The sequence below is a fragment of the Lyngbya sp. CCY1209 genome (assembly GCF_055795065.1).
Window position 1 is genome coordinate 1 of record NZ_JAYFER010000558.1, and the last position, 19,665, is coordinate 19,665.

The following is a 19,665-nucleotide window of genomic DNA, read 5'->3' on the forward strand; positions in this document are numbered from 1 at the left end:
TCTTAAGTAATCCAAAGCTGGATTCTCAAAGGCATTATCAAAGTGCCTCTACACGCTCAATAATTGCGCTTACTTTAAGATGGCCGAGGTCTTCCAGGTGGCCGGCGGTTTGGGTCACGGCTTCTTGGCAGGCCTCGGAAGCGGTGCCGACGGGGGGAATTTCCGTGGAAACGGCGATCCGCAGGCGATCGGGGGGGCGGCCGGCGGCGGACAAAAATGAAGCCTCTGGATCGGGCAACCAGTAGGGATCGCCGGTGATGTAGCCGGACATCATGTCCAGCAGGGCGGCGGCATCGGCTACGGTGCGGGCGATCGGGCCGTTGGTGGAAATGCCGTTCTGGTAGTCGCCCACGGGGGCGTGGGACACTCTGCCCCGGCTGGGTTTGATGCCCACCACGCCGCAGCAAAAGGCCGGACCCCGGATGGAGCCGCCGCCGTCGGACCCCTGGGCGATCGCACAGAGTCCCGCCGCCACCGCCGCCGCCGCCCCGCCGCTGGAACCCCCGGGGGTATAGTCCGGGTTCCACGGGTTGCGGGCGGGGGGAAATCCCTCGGGTTCGGTGTAGGGGAGCGAACCGAGTTCCGGGGTGGCGGTTTTGCCCAAAATGATGAATCCGGCCTCGCGGATGCGGGCGACTACTCCATCGTCAAAGGCGGCGACCCGATCCTTGAGGACCTGGGAACCGTAGGAGCAGGGGACTCCGGCGACGGGGTTGAGATCTTTGATGGAGATGGGGACGCCCCAAAACGGGGGGACCTCGGCGCCCGGTTTGGCCAGGGCTTCGGCGCAGGTGTGGGCGCGGGCGATCGCAGTTTCCGCCGTGACGGTAAAGTAACAGCCCAGTTGGGGATTGAACTGTTCGATGCGATCAAGGTATAGTTCCACCAACTCCACGGGGGAAATCTCCCCTTTGCGGATCAGTTGCGCCTGTGCGAGGGCGGGGGCAAATGCCAGGTCATTTGGATTCATCGCATTTGAGGAGATACTCTAGAAAGGTTTGGGCGACGACCGAGAGCTGTTTGCCGTGCAAATAGGCCGCGTACCAGCGCCGCTGGATGGGGAAGGACTCGACGTCCAAGATGGCGAATTCTTTGCTGTCCCCCTCCGAGTATAAGGTGTGTTGGGAGAGGACGGAAATTCCTAATCCCCCCGCGATCGCCTGTTTGATGGCCTCGTTGCTCCCTAATTCCAACCGCACCCGCACCGAGATTTTGTGCTTCTCGAACAACTTCTGCACGGCCCGCCGGGTCCCGGAACCGGATTCCCGCATGATGAAAGGTTCGTCGTCGAGGGCTTTGATGGGGATGTTTTTTTCCCGAGCCCGGGGGTGGTCGGCCCGGGCGATGACCACCAGGGGATTATCTAAAAAGGATTGGCTGCATAGGTCGATGTCTTCGGGGGGCTGGCTCAAGATGTAGAGGTCGTCTTTGTTTTCGAGCATCCGCTCGGTGATCTGCTCGTGGTTGACGACTTGCAGGGCGATGTCGATCGCCGGATAATGCTGGCAGAACGATCCGAGCAGTCGCGGGATGAAATATTTGGCCGTCGTCACCACCGCCAGCCGCAACCGCCCCTGTTTCGCGCCCTTGAGGTCGGCGACGGTCATCTCGAAGTTGTCGAGCCGTTCAAAGACATCTTTGCAGGTGGCCAAGAGTTCCCGGCCCGCATCCGTCAGGTACAGTTGTTTGCCGATTTGCTCGAATAGGGGCAAGCCCACCCCTTGGGCGAGGTGTTTGACTTGGCTGGAAACCGTCGGCTGGGTGATCAGCAATTCCTCCGCCGCCCGGGTAAAGCTGCCGTGGCGGGCGACGGTTTCAAATACTTTTAATTGGTGCAGGGTCGCCTGAATCAAGGGCTGTTTCCTCCGCAGAATGGGCGATCGTCGGGAGCGGGTCGGCTTCGCCGAGACATCCCCCCCCAGTCGGCACTGGACTACAGACACGATCATACCCTCCCCGCTCCGATCTGGCTTTTTCACCCGCGAGTCCCCGCCATTTCGAGCCGGGGGGGCGATCGCCGGCGATCGTCCCGAGTCGTCGAGGATTTTGCCAGTCGATCGCCCATTTGACGAATTCACCGCCGATTTGAAGGGGGCCGGGGCGATTGAATCGCGATCGGTTTTTCGATTCAATTCGCCGGGAAACCTTGACAAATTGGCTGCTCCGTGTATCAACCGGGCGGGGCAAACTCCTGAGATAACGGGAATGACGGCATGAGTTTACAAGATTTAATATTATTTTTTCCCATTTGATGATATGGGAGGACGATCCTTGTTTTGAAAATCGCCAAATGTAGCTTTTTGAAAAGAAATATAAACAAATGTTATGTAAATATTAACAATATTCAAGGTTAACTGAATCCATTTGTTGATACTATTTTAATGATTCGGCAAATCGACCGAAATAAAGAGCGATTCCTAAGAAGGGAGATATAAAGGAGTTATGGCTTACTCTCAAACCCAAACCAAATCAAAAGCCGGGTATCAGGCTGGTGTAAAAGACTATAAGCTGACGTATTACACGCCGGATTACACGCCCAAAGACACAGATATTCTGGCTGCATTTCGCGTTTCTCCTCAACCCGGTGTTCCCCCCGAAGAGGCCGGGGCAGCCGTCGCGGCAGAATCCTCCACCGGAACCTGGACGACGGTGTGGACCGACCTGCTGACGGATCTCGATCGCTACAAAGGTCGCTGCTACCACGTTGAACCGGTTCCCGGCGAAGACAACCAGTATTTCTGCTTCGTCGCCTACCCCCTCGACCTGTTTGAAGAGGGTTCCGTCACCAATATGCTGACCTCCATCGTGGGGAACGTATTCGGATTCAAGGCGCTGCGGGGCCTGCGTCTGGAAGATATGCGGATTCCGGTCGCCTACCTGAAGACCTTCCAAGGTCCCCCCCACGGGATCACCGTCGAGCGGGACAAACTGAACAAGTACGGCCGTCCCCTGCTGGGCTGCACCATCAAGCCGAAACTGGGTCTGTCCGCCAAGAACTACGGCCGCGCCGTCTACGAGTGCCTGCGAGGCGGTCTGGACTTCACCAAAGACGACGAAAACATCAACTCCCAGCCCTTCATGCGCTGGCGCGATCGCTTCCTGTTCGTCCAAGAGGCGATCGAAAAATCCCAGGCCGAAACCGGGGAAGTCAAAGGTCACTACCTGAACGTCACCGCCCCCACCTGCGAAGAAATGATGAAACGGGCCGAATTCGCCAAAGAGCTCGGCACCCCGATCATCATGCACGACTTCTTCACGGCTGGTTTCACCGCCAACACCACCCTGGCCCGCTGGTGCCGCGACAACGGCATTCTGCTGCACATCCACCGCGCCATGCACGCCGTTGTTGACCGTCAGCGTAACCACGGCATCCACTTCCGCGTCCTCGCCAAGTGTCTGCGGATGTCCGGCGGCGACCACCTGCACTCCGGCACGGTCGTCGGTAAGCTCGAAGGCGAAAAAGGCATCACGATGGGCTTCGTGGACTTGATGCGGGAAGACCACATCGAAGAAGATCGCTCTCGCGGTATCTTCTTCACCCAAGATTGGGCCTCCATGCCCGGTGTCATGCCCGTGGCGTCCGGTGGTATCCACGTCTGGCATATGCCCGCCCTGGTGGAAATCTTCGGCGACGATTCCTGCCTGCAGTTCGGCGGCGGAACCCTGGGACACCCCTGGGGGAACGCTCCCGGCGCGACGGCTAACCGCGTCGCCCTGGAAGCCTGCATTCAGGCGCGTAACGAAGGCCGCAACCTGTTCCGCGAAGGCGGCGACGTCATCCGCGAAGCCTGCAAGTGGAGCCCTGAACTGGCCGTGGCTTGCGAACTGTGGAAGGAAATCAAGTTCGAGTTCGAGGCGATGGACACCCTGTAAGTCCCCGGAGATTTCGGGAGGGATTTGGATTGGGCGTATCCGGTCTGACTTGACAATTTCGGAGAGCTGCGGATACAACTCAATCCAATATCTCAAACTAGAAGTCTCGATTGGGGTTGGTCTCGGAACATGGATATCAAAAAAGTTGCCAAGGACACGACCAAGGTACTGACGAGTTACCTGACTTACCAGGCTGTCCGGACGATCGCGAATCAGTTGCGGGAAACCAATCCGGGTTTGGCGATCTGGCTCAACGGGTTTTCCTCGACGGGCAAAATTCAGGACGGCGAGGTTTACCTGCAGGAGTTATTCCGGGAAAACCAGGAACTGGCGTTTCGGGTCCTCACCGTGCGATCGCATCTGGCCGAAGAGATCGCCGATTACCTGCCGGAAATGGTCCGCGCCGGAATTCAGCAGGCCAATATGGAACACCGCCGTCATTACCTCGAACGCATGACGCAACTGAGTGTTTCCGAATCCAACCCCCAAACCGAATCGACCCCCGACTCGGAACCTCACCCCTAGCGGTGCGTTCGGGTCGAGGGGTGGAAAACTCAACATATCGACCCCCAACAATTACACCGAAAACGAACCATGCAAACACTACCCAAAGAGCGCCGTTACGAAACTCTCTCCTACCTGCCCCCCCTCACCGACGCCCAAATGCAGAAGCAGATCCAGTACATCCTGGAGCAGGGCTTCATCGCCGGGGTCGAATTCAGCGAGTCCTCCGCACCCGAACAGCACTACTGGACCCTCTGGAAGCTGCCCCTGTTCAACGCCACCACCGTCCGGGAAGTGATGGCCGAGATCGATGAGTGCCGCCGCGAGTATCCTAAGTGCTTCATCCGCGTCATGGGCTTCGACAACGTGAAGCAGTGCCAGGTTCTTAGCTTCATCGTCCACCGTCCCTCCGGTTCGCTGTACTAAACTCGAACCTGACGGCGCGATCGCTTTGATCTAAACAACCAATTTGTGCAAATCTTGAGGCAGGGAGAAATCCCTGCCTTTATGATTGAACGAAAATCATCAATTCCAGGAATGCTCTATCAGCCCCAGGTGTTCGTGAACCGACACCCTCGCCTCCTCATGTTCGTGTTGATCGTCGCCATCGGCATCGGGGTGGCCTTTCGCTTTGTCGCCCTCGATCGCAAAGTGTACTGGCATGATGAAGTTTACACCAATTTGCGATCGGCCGGCTTCACCGCCGAGGAAGTGAGTGCGGACTTATTCGGCGATCGCATCTTTTCCCCCCCAGATCTCCTCAAATACCAGCGCCCCAAACCCAAGAGCACCGCCGCCGACACCGTCGAATCCCTCAAAACCAACCCCCACCACCCGCCCCTGTACTATCTCATCGCCCGGGGTTGGATGAAAGGCTTCGGCGGTTCCATTTTCGCCTCCCGCCTGCTTCCCGCCCTGATCAGCCTCATTTCCCTGCCCCTCATCTACGCCCTTGCCTGGGAACTCTTCCAATCTCCCCTCATTTCTTTAACCGCCACCACATTACTCGCCCTCTCTCCTTTTGACCTACTGTTCGCCCAAACCGCCCGCCAATATAGCTTAATGACGGCACTCATCATCGCCGCCAGCTTGGTTTTGCTCAAAGCCGTCCGCACTGACCATTGCTTCTGGTGGGGATGTTACATTTTCGCCTGCACCTTGGGTTTGTACACCCATCTCTTTTTTAGCCTCGCGATCGCCGGCCACGTCGCCTGGAGACTGTTAATTTTCTTGTCCGAACCCCCGCCCGTTATCCCGTCCCGCGGCCGTTTTTCGATTCCCAAATTTCCGGTCGCCATCCTTTTACTTCCGATTCTTTATAGCCCCTGGATTTTTATTATTATCAATAATTTTTCTGACCTGCAATCCCGTACTAGCTGGGCAGAACAATCGGTCGATTTGCTCCACTTGGCTAAATTTTGGATCCTCGGTTTCACGTCTTTATTGGTCGATATCGATTTCGGATTTTATAATGTCTGGACTTACGTTTTTCGCCTGCCGTTTTTGCTCCTGATTCTGGCGGCCCTATTTTATCTCGGCGAGATGACCGATCGCCCGACTCGCCTATTTATTCTCACCGCAATTTTTGTGCCATTTATCTTGTTGGTGTTGCCGGATTTGTTGCTGGGAGGACAGCGATCGGCTGTCACACGCTATTTGATTTGTTGCTTTCCGGCTGTTCAAATTTCCGTCGCCTTTTTGCTGGGAACTCACCTCAGCACCGGCCGCCAATCCTTGTTCGATGGGGAATATCTCTGGCGGGGAATTTTCGCCCTGCTGCTGACGGCGAGTCTCGTTTCTCTCGGCATGAGTGCCACTGCATCGACCTGGTGGAGCAAAAACCTCAGCTATTTTAACGCTCAAATTGCCACACAAATTAACGCGGCGGATGCCCCGGTTTTGATTGCCGATTCGGGTAACGGCACGAATATGGGCGACTTGATTTCCCTCGCTTACTTGCTCGATGATGATGTGGAATTGATTTTGATGGACCCGGAACCTAATTTATCCCTGATTCCCGAAAATTCGACTCTCTTCCTATTTCGACCCTCCGAAAACCTGCGCGAATTGGTTGAGGCGAAATACGGACAACTCGAACCGGCTATAGAAGCCCGACAACTCTGGAAATTGAAATGACGGGTTCACATTTTTTTGACTTGAGCATGGGGACACATTTTTTTTCCGCTTCCCCTTTCTTTTTTGTTTTTTTCGTGCTATTATTTTTATAATGGGAATAGGCGACAAAATTTTATTTTTGCAACCACTCCCATTATGGAGAATATAGTCAAATCCTACCACGAGTCGCCGCCATCCGTCAACCCTTTCTTTCGCGGCGCGATCCCACCCATTTCACGATCATACAAAATCAACTTTCGGGGTGCCGGGGCGCCAACCTTGCGCCCTTTCGCCGAATTTGATATCAATTAGGAACAGTCGGTCAAATAGTCGCTCCAAACATAACCTTCGTAGGGTTGAATAATGCGAGTCCACTCCGGTCCCTCGCTGCCGTCCGTCACCCCCACGGCGACCACTTCCCCGTTATCCAAAGTGCCGATAATGTCTCCCCCCGGAGTCGCACGCACATTTAAAGGCGTCCCGGTCGGGTCGGCGACGGTACAGTAACCCGCCGCAGTTTGGGCAATTGGAAAGGGTTCAGATTCCTGGGAAGAAAAACTAGGGATTGCGATCGCATCCGTTCCCAAACCCGTCAACGAAGCGATCGCACTCAGCGCGAGAACGAAATGCCAAGATTTTGCCAGCATTGTCTTCAGATATTCTAGAAGAAATGACAATATTTTAGTTGTCGTGCGATCGGGGTCTTCCGATTCTTTATAATTATTTAATTAACCCCGGGTTCTAATCGGCGTTGTTGGGCTTTAGCCCCCATGAACTCTGAGGCGCTAAAGCGCAACAACCAAGGGTTGGGAGTTGAACTCACGTTCTGTTAACGTTCCATCGCCTCCACCGACTTCGGAACCCCCGCCGTCAGGACTTCGCAGCCGTCCGGCGTCACCAACACGTCATCCTCAATTCGGACGCCAATTCCCCGCCACCGTGCGTCCACTTCCGGCTGTCCTTCCACGGGTTTGATATCCGGGGCGATATAAATCCCCGGTTCCACCGTCAACACCTGTCCGGGTTGCAACAATTGCGGTTCTTCGCCCCACTGATAAACGCCGACATCGTGCACGTCCAACCCCAGCCAGTGGCCGGTGCGGTGCATATAAAAGGGTTTATATTTTTCTTCCTTGATAATCTCCTCGATATCCCCTTGCAGCAATCCCAAATCCATCAATCCTTCCACCAGAACCCGCACCGCCGTTTCGTGGAATTGTTTGTAGGGATTGCCCGGTTTGACCTGTGCGATCGCAGCAATTTGAGCTGTCAAAACCAACTCATAAATCGTCTTTTGTTCCCGGGAAAACTTGCCGTTGATCGGAAACGTCCGGGTGATGTCGGCGTTGTAATACCCGTAAGAACAACCGGCATCAATCAATAATAAATCCCCGTCTTCCATCCGGCGATCGTTCTCAATGTAGTGGAGGATGCAGGCATTTTTTCCGGAGGCGACGATGGAAGGATAGGCGGGGGTTCCACCGTGTTGTTGGAACAGATATTCGAGTTCCGCTTGCACCTGATATTCGTACTGTCCGGGTCGGGCAAATTCCCGCGCCCGCTCGTGGGCCTCCACGGAAATTTGCGCCGCCTTTCGCATCAGTTCCAATTCCGATTCACTTTTCACCAACCGCAGGGGGTGGAGGAGGGTTCCGGCATCTTGAATGGCGATCGGTCCGGTGCCGTGTTTCGGATAAACCCGCATCAACTTTTGCCAGTGGTTGAGGACGGTTTCGTTGAATTTTTTATCCCGTCCCAAACGGTAATAGATGCGATCGGCTTTTTGGAGGTATTGGGGCAGTTTTTCGTCCAATTCATCAATTGAATAAGCCTCGTGAGCCCCATAAACGGTTTTGGCGTCGTCAACCCCGACCCGGTATCCCGTCCAAGTTTCCTTTTCCGGATCTTTGGGTTGGACGAATAAGACGAACTTGTGTTCTTCCTGGTGGGGGGCGAGGACGGCGACGGCATTGGGTTCGTTAAATCCGGTGAGGTAGAAAAAATCGCTATCTTGGCGGTAAGAATATTCTACGTCGTTGTGCATGACGGCCATCGGTGCACTTCGGAAAATCGCCGTACCGCCGCCAATTTTTGCCATCAACCGTTCGCGACGTTGTTGATATTCTGCTGGTGTGGTCATCTGTCAGGTTGCCTGATTATCCATTTATTTTTTATTGCAGCAATAGCCAGAACAGTTCGGATATAGACCGATGGTGGAACCCGGACGATGGAGGTGGTTTCGCCCGATCGCCTGTTGCCTCTTGGCTATTGCCTGCCATAACAGTTTAATCGATTCATTCACAATAAAGAAACCCGGCTTCTTCGAGAGGCCGGGTCAAAATTTCCAACGGATTTCCGAGTCGGATTAGAGGACTTGGGCGAAGCGTTCTTTCTCGGGAACTTCAGTATATTCCGCCACAATTTGCCTGAATTCGTCGCCGTCGATCGTTTCTTTCTCGATCAGCAGGTCAACGAGGCGGTCCATGACCACCCGATTTTCGCGAACGATCTGGCAGGCGTCGTTGTAGCAATGTTCGGCGATCGCCCGAATTTGAGAGTCGATGCGGGAAGCGATCTGGTTGGAATATTCAGTGCGGGTCGCCAAATCCCGGCCCAGGAACACCTCGCCCTGCTGGGATTCCAGGGACAGCGGACCGAGGTCAGACATCCCGTAGCGAGTCACCATCTGGCGGGCCATCCCGGACACCTGCTGTAGGTCGCCGCCGGCGCCGGTGGTGACTTCCGCATCGCCGAAGATGACATCCTCCGCCGCGCGGCCCCCCAGAGCCCCCGTAATCCGGGCCATAATCTGCGCCCGAGAAATCAGGCCTTGGTCTTCGTCCGGCATGAACCAGGTCAAGCCCCGAGCCTGTCCACGCGGGATCAGGGTGACTTTCTGAACCGGATCGTGGGCGGGGATGAGAGTGCCAACGATCGCGTGTCCGACTTCGTGGTAGGCGATCAGGCGCTTGGTTTTGCCGTCGAGCAGGGGAGTCCCTTCCATGCCGGCGACGACGCGATCGACCGCATCATCGATTTCCGGCATGGTGATAGCCTCTTTGCGGCGGCGGGCCGTGAGGATGGCGGCTTCGTTCAACAGGTTCGCCAGGTCCGCCCCGGTAAATCCGGGGGTGCGGCGGGCGATGGCTTCCAAAGACACCTCATCGGCCAATTTCTTGTTGCGGGCGTGGACTTCCAAAATCGACAGGCGGCCCTTGATGTCGGGGGCATCCACGATCACCTGGCGATCGAAGCGTCCCGGACGCAGCAGGGCGGAGTCGAGGACGTCGGGGCGGTTGGTGGCGGCGATAATGATGATCCCCGTGTTGCCCTCGAACCCGTCCATTTCCGTCAGCAACTGGTTGAGGGTTTGTTCCCGCTCGTCGTTGCCGCCGCCGATGCCGGCGCCGCGCTGCCGTCCCACGGCGTCGATCTCGTCGATAAACACGATACAGGGGGCCGTTTCTTTGGCTTTTTTGAACAGGTCGCGCACCCGGGATGCCCCCACCCCGACGAACATTTCCACGAATTCCGAACCGGAGATGCTGAAGAAGGGAACCCCAGCTTCCCCGGCGATCGCCTTAGCCAGGAGGGTTTTACCCGTTCCGGGCGGTCCGACGAGGAGCACGCCCTTGGGAATGCGGGCGCCGACGGCGGTGAAGCGTTCCGGCTTCTTCAAAAAGGTGACGACCTCCTGCAACTCTTCCTTGGCTTCCTCGACGCCCGCCACGTCGTCGAACAGAACGCCAGTTTTGGCTTCCATCGAGAACCGGGCCTTGGATTTGCCAAAGTTCATGGCCTGACCGGGGCCTCCCGGGACGTTATTGGAGCGGCGGAACAGGAAGAACAGCCCCGCGATCAGCAAGATCGGGAACACCAAATTCCCCAGCAGCCCCCAAATCGCCCCGTCGTTGCGGGGGGGATGGGAGTCGAAGCTGATGTTGGCATCCCGCAGGCGGGACACCAATTCCGGCGCGTTATTGGGCAGGTCCACCCGCAGCCGCTGAACTCGATTGTCCAGTTGAGGATCGACCGCCTCCACGATCGCTGTCCGACCCCCTTCGTAGAGATCAACGCTGGTGACGCGCCCGGCGTCCAGGTAGTCCAAGAATCGGCCGTAGCTCATGCGAGTGCTTGCCGTATTGTTTTGGGCGATATCCGTCGGGGATGTCGCAAACGCCCCCTGCCACAGGAAGAACCCGATCACGAGGGCCGGGATCGTCCAGAGCAGGATGGTTCTCCAAGATGTTTTCATAAATTCAGTTGCCTCTGTATCCTAGACATCAAGCTTTTTAAAGCGCAGCCGGGTGGACGGCTCGAGTTGAAGATATTCATAATCTTAACTAAATTTAACGTAACAATCCGTAATAAAGCAACTCGGACGGGGGAGTGGGGAAAAATTGACAATTGACAATTATCCATTCATTTGCCGGCTTCGTGCCCCTCGGCCCCAGTGGCCTCATAGGCTTCCTCCGCCCCACCGAGTACCGAGCACACCCGGATCTTTGTGGGTGAAAGGAAAATCTTCGTGGACGCAACTGGCAAAAGATGAGGCATTATAATTTTGAGTCTTCGAGAAGTAACGGATTTTTTAGATGATTGACAAACATCCCGGACCCGGACAATCTCCCTTAGCCAAAGCTTCCACAACCACCAAAGTCACCACTGCCGGTGTCGGGGGGCGATCGACGATCCTCAGCATTGACCTGGGGCGAACCGCGACCAAAGCCGGCGTGACGCGCAACCCGGGCGACGTGGTGTTTATCCCCTCCAACGTCGCCCAACTGAGTGTGGAAAAAGCTCGGGGGGGCGGTTTTGAATCCAAAAATACCGACCCGCTGTTGGATCTCTGGTTGGAATACCAGGGTACCGGCTATGCGGTGGGGCAACTCGCGGCCGACTTCGGCGCCAGTTTATTCGGTGGCAACCCGGAGGAGAATCCCTCCAAGATCAACGATGCCCTGATCAAGATCTTCGCCTGCGTGGGGTATTTCAATTTAAAAGGAGATCTCGACGTGGTGCTGGGCCTGCCTTTTTACTCTCAGGAGCAGTTCGAGCGGGAGAAAGAGCAGATCGTCAGCCTTCTGAGCGGTCCGAATACGTTGATCTTCCGGGGCGATCAGATCGTCGTCGATATTAAGAGCGTCCGCGTCATGCCGGAGGGATACGGTAGTTTGATCTGGTGCGAAGCTCAAGGGGGTAAGGATATGCCCAACTTCGCCGAGCTCTCCGTGGCGGTTGTGGATGTCGGACACCAGACCACCGACTTTCTGACCGTGGACAAGTTCCGGTTCGCCCGGGGGGTTTCCCAGAGCGAAGTGTTTGCCATGAGCAAGTTTTACGAGCAGGTCGCCAGCAAGATCGAGGGCGCCGACTCCCAATCCCTGTTCCTGCTCGAAGCGGTTCACAAACCCCAGGGGCAGCGCTTCTACCGTCCTCGGGGGGCGACCAAACCGGCGGATTTGGATGCGATCGTGCCGGAATTGCGGAAAGTCTTCGCCCGGGACCTGTCCGATCGCCTGGTGAAATGGCTGCCCGAACGGGTAACGGATGTCGTCATTACGGGGGGCGGCGGCGAATTCTTCTGGCAAGACCTGCAACCCCTGCTCAAAGAGGCTCAGTTGCGGGCGCACCTAGCCCAGCCGGCCCGCCAAGCCAACGCCCTCGGACAGTTCGTTTACGGAGAAGCTCAACTCGCCAAACGGTAGTCGAGCGGGCCGCCGATTCTCCCGCCGGACCTCAACCCCGTCGGGTTTCGCCCGGCGGGGAGTCGGTGAGATGGGCTGCGGCGAACCGGACTTCTGATACACTGGGGTCATCTGATTTCGGGTTTGCCGGTACGTCTGAACTCTCAACTATGCTCTGGGCTAACAAAAAACTGACTCAATCTGTTACGTTTACGGAGGATGCCGCCGATCAAGCGCTATTGGAGGCGATCGAAAAAGAGCTGTCTCTGACGAAATATCAAACCTTCAGCAACCTCTGCAAGCAAGCCCTGTGGCAGTTTCTGTCCGTTTCCGGTTCGGCGCCGGGCGCGACGACACCGGCCGCGACGGCTTCGGAAGCGCCGGGCGATCGCCCGTTTCCCCCCCCTCCCAACCTGCGGCGCATCGAAGAGGGTCTCTCGAAGCTTCAGACGCAATTGGCGGAGTTGGACCGTCGCGTTCAGACTCCGACTCAGAGCCACTCAACCGAGCCACTCGAAAAACAGGTGCTCCAACTCGCCCAGCAACTGGCCCAATTCCAAACGGCGATCGCCCAGAAACTCGATGTCGCCACGGATGCGATCGCCCAAGCGTCCCAAATGTCACCGCCGACTCGGCACAACGGCGAACCGCCGCCGGATGCCGCCCCTGCCCCCCCGCCGGAACCGCCCGCAGAAGAGGAAACCGATCCGCTCCTCAAGCGCCTGAGTTCCCTGGTGGACGATTTTTGATTCCCCCCGGCTCCCCCGATCAGGACGACTGGAATGCTCGATGAAAGTCCCAGATTTTGGGCGTGGATTCGATGTCTAAATTCCGACCTTCTACGACCACGGAAGCAGCCCAATTTTCGCCCAAATTCAGGGGTTTTAAACTCCAGTTATTGACCGAATCTCCGGCGATTTTTGACAGGTATATTTCCCTGGAATTATTCCACAATATTTCCACATCTTTCAAGCCGATCAATCCGGTTCCCGTCGCTTTTAAAAAGGCTTCTTTTGCCGTCCAAAGCTGGAAAAATAGGGCGGTCTGTCGCTCCACAGGGGATTCCAAACGCAGTTTTTCCGATTCGCGATCGCAGAAAAATCGCCGCGCCAGTTGCCACCCTTCCACGGGTCGGAACGACTCCAAATCGACCCCCACGCGCCGCTCGAAGGCGACGGCGTACAGCGCCCGTCCGCCGGAATGGGAGACATTAAATTGGAGTTTTCCGCCCTCATTTCCGGTTGTCAAATAGGGTTTTCCGCGATCGCCGTAACCGAAGGTCAAATCTTCCGGAGAAACGCCGGCCAAGGGACTCAAAATTTGGCGCAGGATGCCGCGGGCGACCGTGAAATGAATGCGATCGCGATCGAAGCGAAACCGCCGCGCCCGTTCCCCCTCGTCGGGGGCGAGAAGTTTTTCAAATCGATGAATTTGAGCCGGCTCCAAATTGAGGTCGGCCTGCCAAATTTGCACGGGATTCGATGGCGCTTTCAACAATTCGAGTGTGGGACGGGGGCGAAAATTGACAACCGACAATGATCAATTAATATCGGGTTCGGGAGGGCAATTGCAGGATGGATTCGTCATCTGGCAGTAAGGCGGGTTGTTCCAAGGCGCTCGGCGCGGGTTGAGTTTCCCCGCCCTCCATCTCCTCTTCGTCGAAATCGACCTGAATATCCGCCCCGTTGATAATCGCTCCCAGGAGGCGGGGGCGGTATTTTTTGGACTCCGCTTCTTCATCGTCCTCTTCCATCAACTGATCCGCGAGTTGATTCATCTGAGCCGACGCGGTGCAACTGGGCCGGGCCACCATCACCATGCCGTCCGTCAGGGGTTCGAGGGTCAGGGCATCGTTGTTGTCGCTCAAAGCGGGTGCATCGACGATCACCGCGTCGAATCGATGGCGAGTTTCCCGCAGCAGTCGGCGCATCTCGCTCGATTCGAGTACCGTCGTCACCCCCCGCAGCGGCCCCGGAGAGGGAATAACGTAGAGATTGGCGATATCGGGGACCAGGCGGATGCACTCGTTCAAATCCCCGTAATAGCGCAGCGGCTCCACCCGCCCCTGGGGATCGGGGGCCAACCGCAATTTTTCGACCCGGGAGGGCGATCGCAGATCCGCCTCGATCAGCAGCGTCCGCTTTCCGGCCCGGGCCGTGGCGATCGCCAAATTGTAAGCCGTCAGCGTTTTGCCCTCCGGCCCCTTCGTGCTGGTGATCAGCACCACTGTGGGGGCGGTTTCGGTGCCGCGGAACAAACTGCTCCGCACCTTTTCGTAGGCTTCCAAATAGGGCGATCGAGGATTGAGGAGCAACGGCATCTCCTCAAAATGGTCGTCCAACAGCATGACATTGGGCACGACCCCGAAAACCGGCACTTCCCGCTCCCGGAACGCCCCCTGGATTTCCTCCCAGGTGTAGAATTGGCCGCTCAACATTCCCAACACGAAAATCAGCACCGCACCGCCGACGACCCCGCCAAATCCGCCGATCGCCATCACCAAAATCAAATTGGGCGGGGGCGGAGGTTCCTCCACATCCGGGGCAAACGCCTCCTGAGCCACCTGCAAACTACTGACGGTTTCCGCCTCCGCCGCCTGGGCATCAGCCAACTGGGCCTGCATTTTGTCGTAGAGCGCCTGTTTGTAAGCCACCTGTTGCTCCAAGCGGAGTTTCTCCATTTGCTTGTTGGGGATGGTGGCGTACTCCCGGCGCAATTTTTCCCCCACCTCCCGGGTACTTTCGATCTGTTGAACCAGGGTTTCTTTCTCAGTTTGCAGGGCGATCAAATTTTGGGCAAGCTGCTGTCGGGCCGGGTCTAGGGCCGAATCGACCCGAATTTGGTCAACCCGTCTCAGGGGGGCGACGATCCCGTCCCCACCAAGGACTTCCGAAGCCCGCTCCTGCAATTGTCGCTCCGCGGCCTGTTTTTGCTTGAGCAGTTCCGCCACCGGTGGGTAGGCGTCCGTGTAATCCTTGCGGAGCAATTCCAACTGGGATTCAATCTGGTAGAGTTGCACCCGCAATTCGGCGATGATCGGATCGGCGGTGAGAGCCTGGGAGACATAGGCCTGATCCACCGTCAAACCCAGCCGGGATTCCAAACTGGCAATTTGGGCGTCGAAGGCTTCGAGTTGGAGTTGCAACTGTTCGAGCTGATTGTCATTGGCGATGATCGATTGGGGTAGCGCGCCGCTCTCCAAAGCCAACAGGGTGGCACCTTCCCGCTTGTCGTAATCTTCCAGAGTATTTTGAGCTTCCCGAAGCTCCGCTTCAGCCGGTCCCATGCGATCGCGGATGGTGTCGATAATATTGCGGAGGTGTTCGGTATTGATCAGACGACTCTGTTCGATCATCTCTTCCATCAACAGGTTCACCACCTCGACGGTGCGATCGCGGCTGGCATCTTTATATTTGACTTCAATATATCCGCCCCCCTCTTCGCTATTCTTGACCACCACCTTCAAACTTCTTTGAAACTGCCGGGGATCGAGGGCCAGACTCGTCAGCACCGTCTCGATCACCCGGGGTTGAAGCAACATCCGGTCTGTGAGTTGCTGTCCCTGTTGTCGGATGCTCTGACCCGTTTCCGAAAACAGAACCGGAGGATTTTTGTAGGTCAGGACTCCCGTCGCCTCGTAAGGGGGTTTGGGGGGGGATTCCAACATCATGCCGACCGCCCCGGAAACCCCCAAGCCGACCACGAACGTCGCCAAGCCGGCGAGTTTGTAATGTTCAAAGGCAATCAGATATCGTTTGACAATCGGTAGAGTCATAACTTCAAAATGTCCGACTTGGGGTTGGCTTGAACCTGTAGAAGAAGTGGAGGGGAATTCATCGATCGCCGCCCGTCGATCACGAGGGACGGTTTCCCCCCACCCGACACCCTAATTATTATTATCCGAATTCCCACCATTGCCCGAGTTGGTTCCCTCCTCGCCCGCCGCCGGACCGAAAAGATTTTCGGCCGAATCGGTCAGTTGTTGGAAGAAGAGGGTAAATCCCAAGATATCGCGGAAGGGTTGGGTAAACGTATTCAGGAAATAGGTAATTCGAGTGATCAGGTTGCGGTTGACGACGATCACGTCCTCGTCTTGCAGGAGGATGTTGTCCTCCGGATTGCCCATCAGCACGCTTTTTCCGTTCAGAATGCGGGTGATGGGTTGGCGTCGTTGCGGATCGTATCGGATCAGCGCAATTTCTTCGAGATCGCCGGTTTCCAGGGGGACGTTGCCGAGTACGTCAATGAAGGTGCTACCGTTGGGCAACGCCACGGCACCGACGGTATTACCGGCGTAGCTGAGAATCCGGACGGTGATCTGCTGGGTGACTAAGGTGGAATTGGCGACCAATTTGCGATCGTAGTCCCGCTCGTCGATATCGGGGGGCAGTTTCGGCACGATGATCGAATCCCCGTTGGAGAGGGAGACATCCGGGATGGCCGTCGCTTCGGCCAGGGGGGTGTACAGATCGACGATATCTTCCAGAACCCGGCCGTCTACCGTGGTGCGACACACCAAAACGGTCCGCAAGTCGGCCGTCAGGGTGGCGCCACCGGCCGCCAGCAGCGCCGTCGAGACCCGGGTGCCACCGGCCGGAAGGGCGTAAAAACCGGGTTTGACCACTTCCCCCACCACCGTCACCTGGGCCGGGGTGGGCGTGGCGGCGAGGCTGTAGGTTTCCAGCAGGTCGCGCTCGGAGCCTTGGGTAGGGCTGACTTCTTGGGCCTGGACGAGGATCACGTCGCGATCGCTCAGGCGCACGTCCGGCGGTTTCAGGCCCAGCAGCAGGGGCGTCAGCAGGTCGATTTCGCTTTCGAGCACTTTCCCGTCCGGGAGCGTCCGCCGCACCACCACCCGCCGCAGATCCGCCGCGCTGGTGGTTCCCCCAGCGGTGGTGAGGGCGACCACCAACTCGGGCGCCGAAAGGGGATAAAAACCCGGCCGGGCCACCTTTCCCGTTACCGTCACCCGCACCGGCCGCTGGTTGACGAGGGAAACCACCACCTCCGGATTTTTGACGAACCGGGCCACTCGGGACAAAATATCTTGGCGGACTTGCTCCAAAGTGAGTCCTTCCAACTCCACCAACCCGATCAGGGGCATCACCAGGGACCCTTGGGGGCCGATGGTGGCGTTGGGGACGGTCAATTCGGCCGACCGCTGGCCGTTGACGATGACATCGATAAAAATTTGGTCGCCCGGGCCGAGTTCGTAACTTTTCAGGCGATCGCCGATCGGCCCCTGAAATATGGACGGCTCCACCGGAATCGCCGACGGCTGGGTCATCGTGGGACTGTCGGGATTGCGGAACAATTCCAACAGGTCGGGCCAGTTGGGTTCGACTCGGGCCGGTTCTCCAACTCGCGGCAGGGGTTGATTGACGTAGGATTGGGGCAGGACGCAGCGGCTGGGAATTTCCGCGCGGGACTCCGAACCCCAAATCCCGATCGCCAATGGTATCGCCCCACAAATCGAGTAGAGGACAGCCAGAGAAAAGGATCGAGCGGAACGAAAGCGATCGGACATGGCGGGAGTCGGTATTAGGGAGTCGGGAGTCGGTTTGACAAGAGCCACCCCGGCAGAAAAACAAATTGATAATTATCAATTATCAATTGTCAATTATCAATTTTAAATGTCGTTGACCTTAGTGCCGTTTGAATCTCTTCGCCGAGGGATTCGGCCAGGGGCTCCACTTCCTCTATGTTACCCAAGGGCTCGATGGGGAGCAGAACGCTGACCGCCACCCAGGGGGCGCGATCGCCTTTCAGTTGGGCTTTGCGATCGGCGAAAAACCACCGGGAAGGCGCGGGGGAACCGCCGTCGGGCCAAGCGTACCACTGGAGGACGGCGTAGGTTTGCCGGGAAGTCCAAGCCCGGAAAAATCGGGCGCTGACGGCGGCGGACTCGGAATCATCCCCCCCAAATTTGAGGTGGCGGTAAGAATCCGTTTTCCACCGCTGAAACCCGTTGAGATCCATCCATTCGACGTGGGGTTGATCCTTGTAATAATTTTGGGGAAACAGCAACAGCAGCGCTTCCTCGCCGTCCCGTTCCAGGGTCTGCAACGACCATTCTTTTCCCCCCACCGGGATGAGCCTCTGGTTCGCCACAGTCCACCCCGGCACGCTCAAACCGTCTTTGCGAATGGCCTGGAGTTCAGGTAAGACGGACAGGGGCGGAAAATCCGACCAAAGCCATCCCCCCCGGAAGTAGCCGGGGAGGGTCCCCACCACCAGCAAGAGCGCCAAAAATCCCAACAGCAGCCAGTGAGACGCTTTGAAGCGGTGTTTGGGGGTGGGGGAAGCGGCGTCGGTTTCCGGAGTCGGATCAAGATTCTGGGCTGATTTGTTCATGGTTTTCGGGTTCGGGTTCGTCGGGGAAATTGTGTTGCATCCAGTTCATCAGGAGAACCAACAGACCCAACATACTGGCGGAGTAGACATCTCCTCCCCATCCCTCGTGGAGCCAGTGAAACAGGCCGTCTTGACCCGTGCCGTGAAACAAGGTGAGCAGGGTATTGCGGAGAATATTTGCCACCACGCTGGTCAAAGCCGCGCCGACCAGAAAAAGAATCGTCTTGGTTCTCGAAGCGATCGCACCCGTCCAATACAATAACATCAACCCCACATAGAGGCTGGTGAATAACATTTTCAACCCGGCGCAGTGGGGGGCGACTTCCACGATTTGCTGGTTGACGTAGAGATAGATCTGATCGACCGTCACCGGGAGGCCGAACTGGATCAGGATGAACCCGGCGACGTTGGCAATAAACTCTTGCAGGGGCAAGGCCAGCGGCTCGATCAAATAGGGCAGGTGGTTCGGGGTCGCCAGCAACACGAACAGCAGCGGCATCCGCTGCAATTTCAACCCCGGCATCCCTTTGAGCCACAGGCAAAGTCCGGCCAGGACGAGGGGAAAGGAGAGATTCACCAAATCGGAGAGGTTGCTCAGATACATGACTCCGCCGAGTCCCAGCAGAAAGCCCCCGAGGGGGTGAATGTGGTCGGGGAGTCGTTCCCACTCCTGGCGCTTCGTCCCGGCGATGTAGGCGGCGAAGGGCAAGCCGATCAGGCCGTGGCTGAAATATTCGTGTTCGATGCTGATGCTTTTGTTGAGCCAGCCGTCGTACCAGTGGAACAGCAGGGGGCCGTACATCAGGGCCAAAAGTCCGATCAGGGCCGCGCCGAGTTGGTGTCGTCCGATCGCGATCGGGAGCTTGTGCGGAATTTGCATGGCTACTGGGGGTGAAATGGGTTGGAATTGAACGGAATTCGTCTGGGGGGGAAGACACCCCATTTCCACTTTATAACGCTTCTCAATGGGGAATGGAGGCGGAAGGGGCGGAGGAGGCGGGGGGAGTGGTGGGAGCGGTGGGAGCGGGGGGAGCGGTGGGAGCGGTGGGAGCGGTGGGTGAGACATCCAGACCGCTTGGGAATCAATTCCCAAGCTAATAGCTCAAATCATCTAAAGATGATTGGGGAATTT

16 protein-coding genes are annotated in these 19,665 nt (G+C 57.0%); 6 read left to right on the top strand and 10 right to left on the bottom strand.

The window, feature by feature from the left end:
• Positions 1-37: 37 nt before the first annotated feature.
• Complete coding sequence (locus AC0QHF_RS19550; protein WP_375341444.1) at positions 38-970, bottom strand: amidase; 933 nt, start codon at positions 968-970, stop codon at positions 38-40.
• Positions 957-1,853 (bottom strand): LysR family transcriptional regulator, encoded by an 897-nt coding sequence (locus AC0QHF_RS19555; RefSeq protein ID WP_324705930.1) that lies wholly within the window; start codon positions 1,851-1,853, stop codon positions 957-959. Before AC0QHF_RS19555 ends, AC0QHF_RS19550 begins: the two co-directional genes overlap by 14 nt.
• A gap of 589 nt (positions 1,854-2,442) precedes the next feature.
• On the opposite strand from AC0QHF_RS19555, the gene AC0QHF_RS19560 reads away from it, so the two are divergent.
• The 4 genes from AC0QHF_RS19560 (at position 2,443) to AC0QHF_RS19575 (ending at position 6,513) form a co-directional block, all read left to right on the top strand.
• On the top strand, positions 2,443-3,873 hold the full coding sequence (locus tag AC0QHF_RS19560; protein WP_324705916.1) for a form I ribulose bisphosphate carboxylase large subunit: 1,431 nt from the start codon (positions 2,443-2,445) through the stop codon (positions 3,871-3,873).
• A 129-nt stretch (positions 3,874-4,002) separates the two neighbouring features.
• Positions 4,003-4,398 (top strand): RuBisCO chaperone RbcX, encoded by a 396-nt coding sequence (rcbX, locus tag AC0QHF_RS19565; protein WP_324705917.1) that lies wholly within the window; start codon positions 4,003-4,005, stop codon positions 4,396-4,398.
• A 69-nt stretch (positions 4,399-4,467) separates the two neighbouring features.
• Complete coding sequence (locus AC0QHF_RS19570; RefSeq protein WP_324705918.1) at positions 4,468-4,803, top strand: ribulose bisphosphate carboxylase small subunit; 336 nt, start codon at positions 4,468-4,470, stop codon at positions 4,801-4,803.
• A 111-nt stretch (positions 4,804-4,914) separates the two neighbouring features.
• Positions 4,915-6,513: a glycosyltransferase family 39 protein gene (locus tag AC0QHF_RS19575; protein WP_324705919.1), complete on the top strand. Its 1,599-nt coding sequence runs from the start codon at positions 4,915-4,917 to the stop codon at positions 6,511-6,513.
• A 287-nt stretch (positions 6,514-6,800) separates the two neighbouring features.
• On the opposite strand, the gene AC0QHF_RS19580 is transcribed toward AC0QHF_RS19575, so the two are convergent.
• From AC0QHF_RS19580 to ftsH2, 3 genes are all read right to left on the bottom strand, one after another.
• On the bottom strand, positions 6,801-7,139 hold the full coding sequence (locus AC0QHF_RS19580; protein WP_324705920.1) for an SH3 domain-containing protein: 339 nt from the start codon (positions 7,137-7,139) through the stop codon (positions 6,801-6,803).
• A gap of 182 nt (positions 7,140-7,321) precedes the next feature.
• On the bottom strand, positions 7,322-8,632 hold the full coding sequence (locus AC0QHF_RS19585) for an aminopeptidase P N-terminal domain-containing protein (protein ID WP_324705921.1): 1,311 nt from the start codon (positions 8,630-8,632) through the stop codon (positions 7,322-7,324).
• 225 nt (positions 8,633-8,857) lie between these two features.
• Entirely contained in the window at positions 8,858-10,747 is a 1,890-nt protein-coding gene (gene ftsH2 / locus AC0QHF_RS19590) for an ATP-dependent zinc metalloprotease FtsH2 (protein WP_324705922.1), read from the bottom strand.
• A 340-nt stretch (positions 10,748-11,087) separates the two neighbouring features.
• Here ftsH2 and fcmB point away from each other — a divergent pair, with 340 nt between their 5' ends.
• Both fcmB and fcmC read left to right on the top strand, forming a co-directional pair.
• Positions 11,088-12,200 carry a filament morphology actin-like protein FcmB gene (fcmB, locus tag AC0QHF_RS19595; protein WP_324705923.1) on the top strand — a complete coding sequence of 371 codons (1,113 nt, stop codon included), beginning with the start codon at positions 11,088-11,090 and terminating at the stop codon, positions 12,198-12,200.
• 149 nt (positions 12,201-12,349) lie between these two features.
• Positions 12,350-12,928: a filament morphology membrane protein FcmC gene (gene fcmC, locus AC0QHF_RS19600; RefSeq protein ID WP_324705924.1), complete on the top strand. Its 579-nt coding sequence runs from the start codon at positions 12,350-12,352 to the stop codon at positions 12,926-12,928.
• 19 nt (positions 12,929-12,947) lie between these two features.
• Here fcmC and AC0QHF_RS19605 read toward each other — a convergent pair whose 3' ends face one another.
• The 5 genes from AC0QHF_RS19605 to crtB form a co-directional block, all read right to left on the bottom strand.
• A complete protein-coding gene (locus AC0QHF_RS19605) occupies positions 12,948-13,652 on the bottom strand; it encodes a 4'-phosphopantetheinyl transferase family protein (RefSeq protein WP_324705925.1) in 705 nt (234 codons plus the stop codon).
• 70 nt (positions 13,653-13,722) lie between these two features.
• On the bottom strand, positions 13,723-15,954 hold the full coding sequence (locus AC0QHF_RS19610; protein WP_324705926.1) for a GumC family protein: 2,232 nt from the start codon (positions 15,952-15,954) through the stop codon (positions 13,723-13,725).
• A gap of 111 nt (positions 15,955-16,065) precedes the next feature.
• Positions 16,066-17,754, bottom strand: a complete 1,689-nt coding sequence (locus AC0QHF_RS19615) for an SLBB domain-containing protein (RefSeq protein WP_324705927.1) — start codon at positions 17,752-17,754, stop codon at positions 16,066-16,068.
• Positions 17,755-17,795: 41 nt separating this feature from the next.
• The gene (locus AC0QHF_RS19620; RefSeq protein ID WP_324705928.1) at positions 17,796-18,533 is read right to left on the bottom strand and encodes a cyanoexosortase B system-associated protein; all 738 of its coding nucleotides are present in this window, start codon (positions 18,531-18,533) and stop codon (positions 17,796-17,798) included.
• Positions 18,508-19,413 (bottom strand): cyanoexosortase B, encoded by a 906-nt coding sequence (gene crtB, locus AC0QHF_RS19625; RefSeq protein ID WP_324705929.1) that lies wholly within the window; start codon positions 19,411-19,413, stop codon positions 18,508-18,510. The genes AC0QHF_RS19620 and crtB overlap by 26 nt, the downstream gene beginning before the upstream one ends.
• Between the last annotated feature and the right edge of the window lie 252 nt (positions 19,414-19,665).

What these genes read in the sequence shown, in the direction of transcription:
- AC0QHF_RS19560 (WP_324705916.1), top strand. Translation starts at nt 2,443, where the DNA reads ATGGCTTACTCTCAAACCCAAACCAAATCAAAAGCCGGGTATCAGGCT.
- fcmC (WP_324705924.1), top strand. Translation starts at nt 12,350, where the DNA reads ATGCTCTGGGCTAACAAAAAACTGACTCAATCTGTTACGTTTACGGAG.
- ftsH2 (WP_324705922.1), bottom strand. Translation starts at nt 10,747, where the DNA reads ATGAAAACATCTTGGAGAACCATCCTGCTCTGGACGATCCCGGCCCTC.
- AC0QHF_RS19580 (WP_324705920.1), bottom strand. Translation starts at nt 7,139, where the DNA reads ATGCTGGCAAAATCTTGGCATTTCGTTCTCGCGCTGAGTGCGATCGCT.
- AC0QHF_RS19550 (WP_375341444.1), bottom strand. Translation starts at nt 970, where the DNA reads ATGAATCCAAATGACCTGGCATTTGCCCCCGCCCTCGCACAGGCGCAA.
- rcbX (WP_324705917.1), top strand. Translation starts at nt 4,003, where the DNA reads ATGGATATCAAAAAAGTTGCCAAGGACACGACCAAGGTACTGACGAGT.
- AC0QHF_RS19575 (WP_324705919.1), top strand. Translation starts at nt 4,915, where the DNA reads ATGCTCTATCAGCCCCAGGTGTTCGTGAACCGACACCCTCGCCTCCTC.
- fcmB (WP_324705923.1), top strand. Translation starts at nt 11,088, where the DNA reads ATGATTGACAAACATCCCGGACCCGGACAATCTCCCTTAGCCAAAGCT.
- AC0QHF_RS19620 (WP_324705928.1), bottom strand. Translation starts at nt 18,533, where the DNA reads ATGAACAAATCAGCCCAGAATCTTGATCCGACTCCGGAAACCGACGCC.
- AC0QHF_RS19570 (WP_324705918.1), top strand. Translation starts at nt 4,468, where the DNA reads ATGCAAACACTACCCAAAGAGCGCCGTTACGAAACTCTCTCCTACCTG.
- crtB (WP_324705929.1), bottom strand. Translation starts at nt 19,413, where the DNA reads ATGCAAATTCCGCACAAGCTCCCGATCGCGATCGGACGACACCAACTC.
- AC0QHF_RS19585 (WP_324705921.1), bottom strand. Translation starts at nt 8,632, where the DNA reads ATGACCACACCAGCAGAATATCAACAACGTCGCGAACGGTTGATGGCA.
- AC0QHF_RS19610 (WP_324705926.1), bottom strand. Translation starts at nt 15,954, where the DNA reads ATGACTCTACCGATTGTCAAACGATATCTGATTGCCTTTGAACATTAC.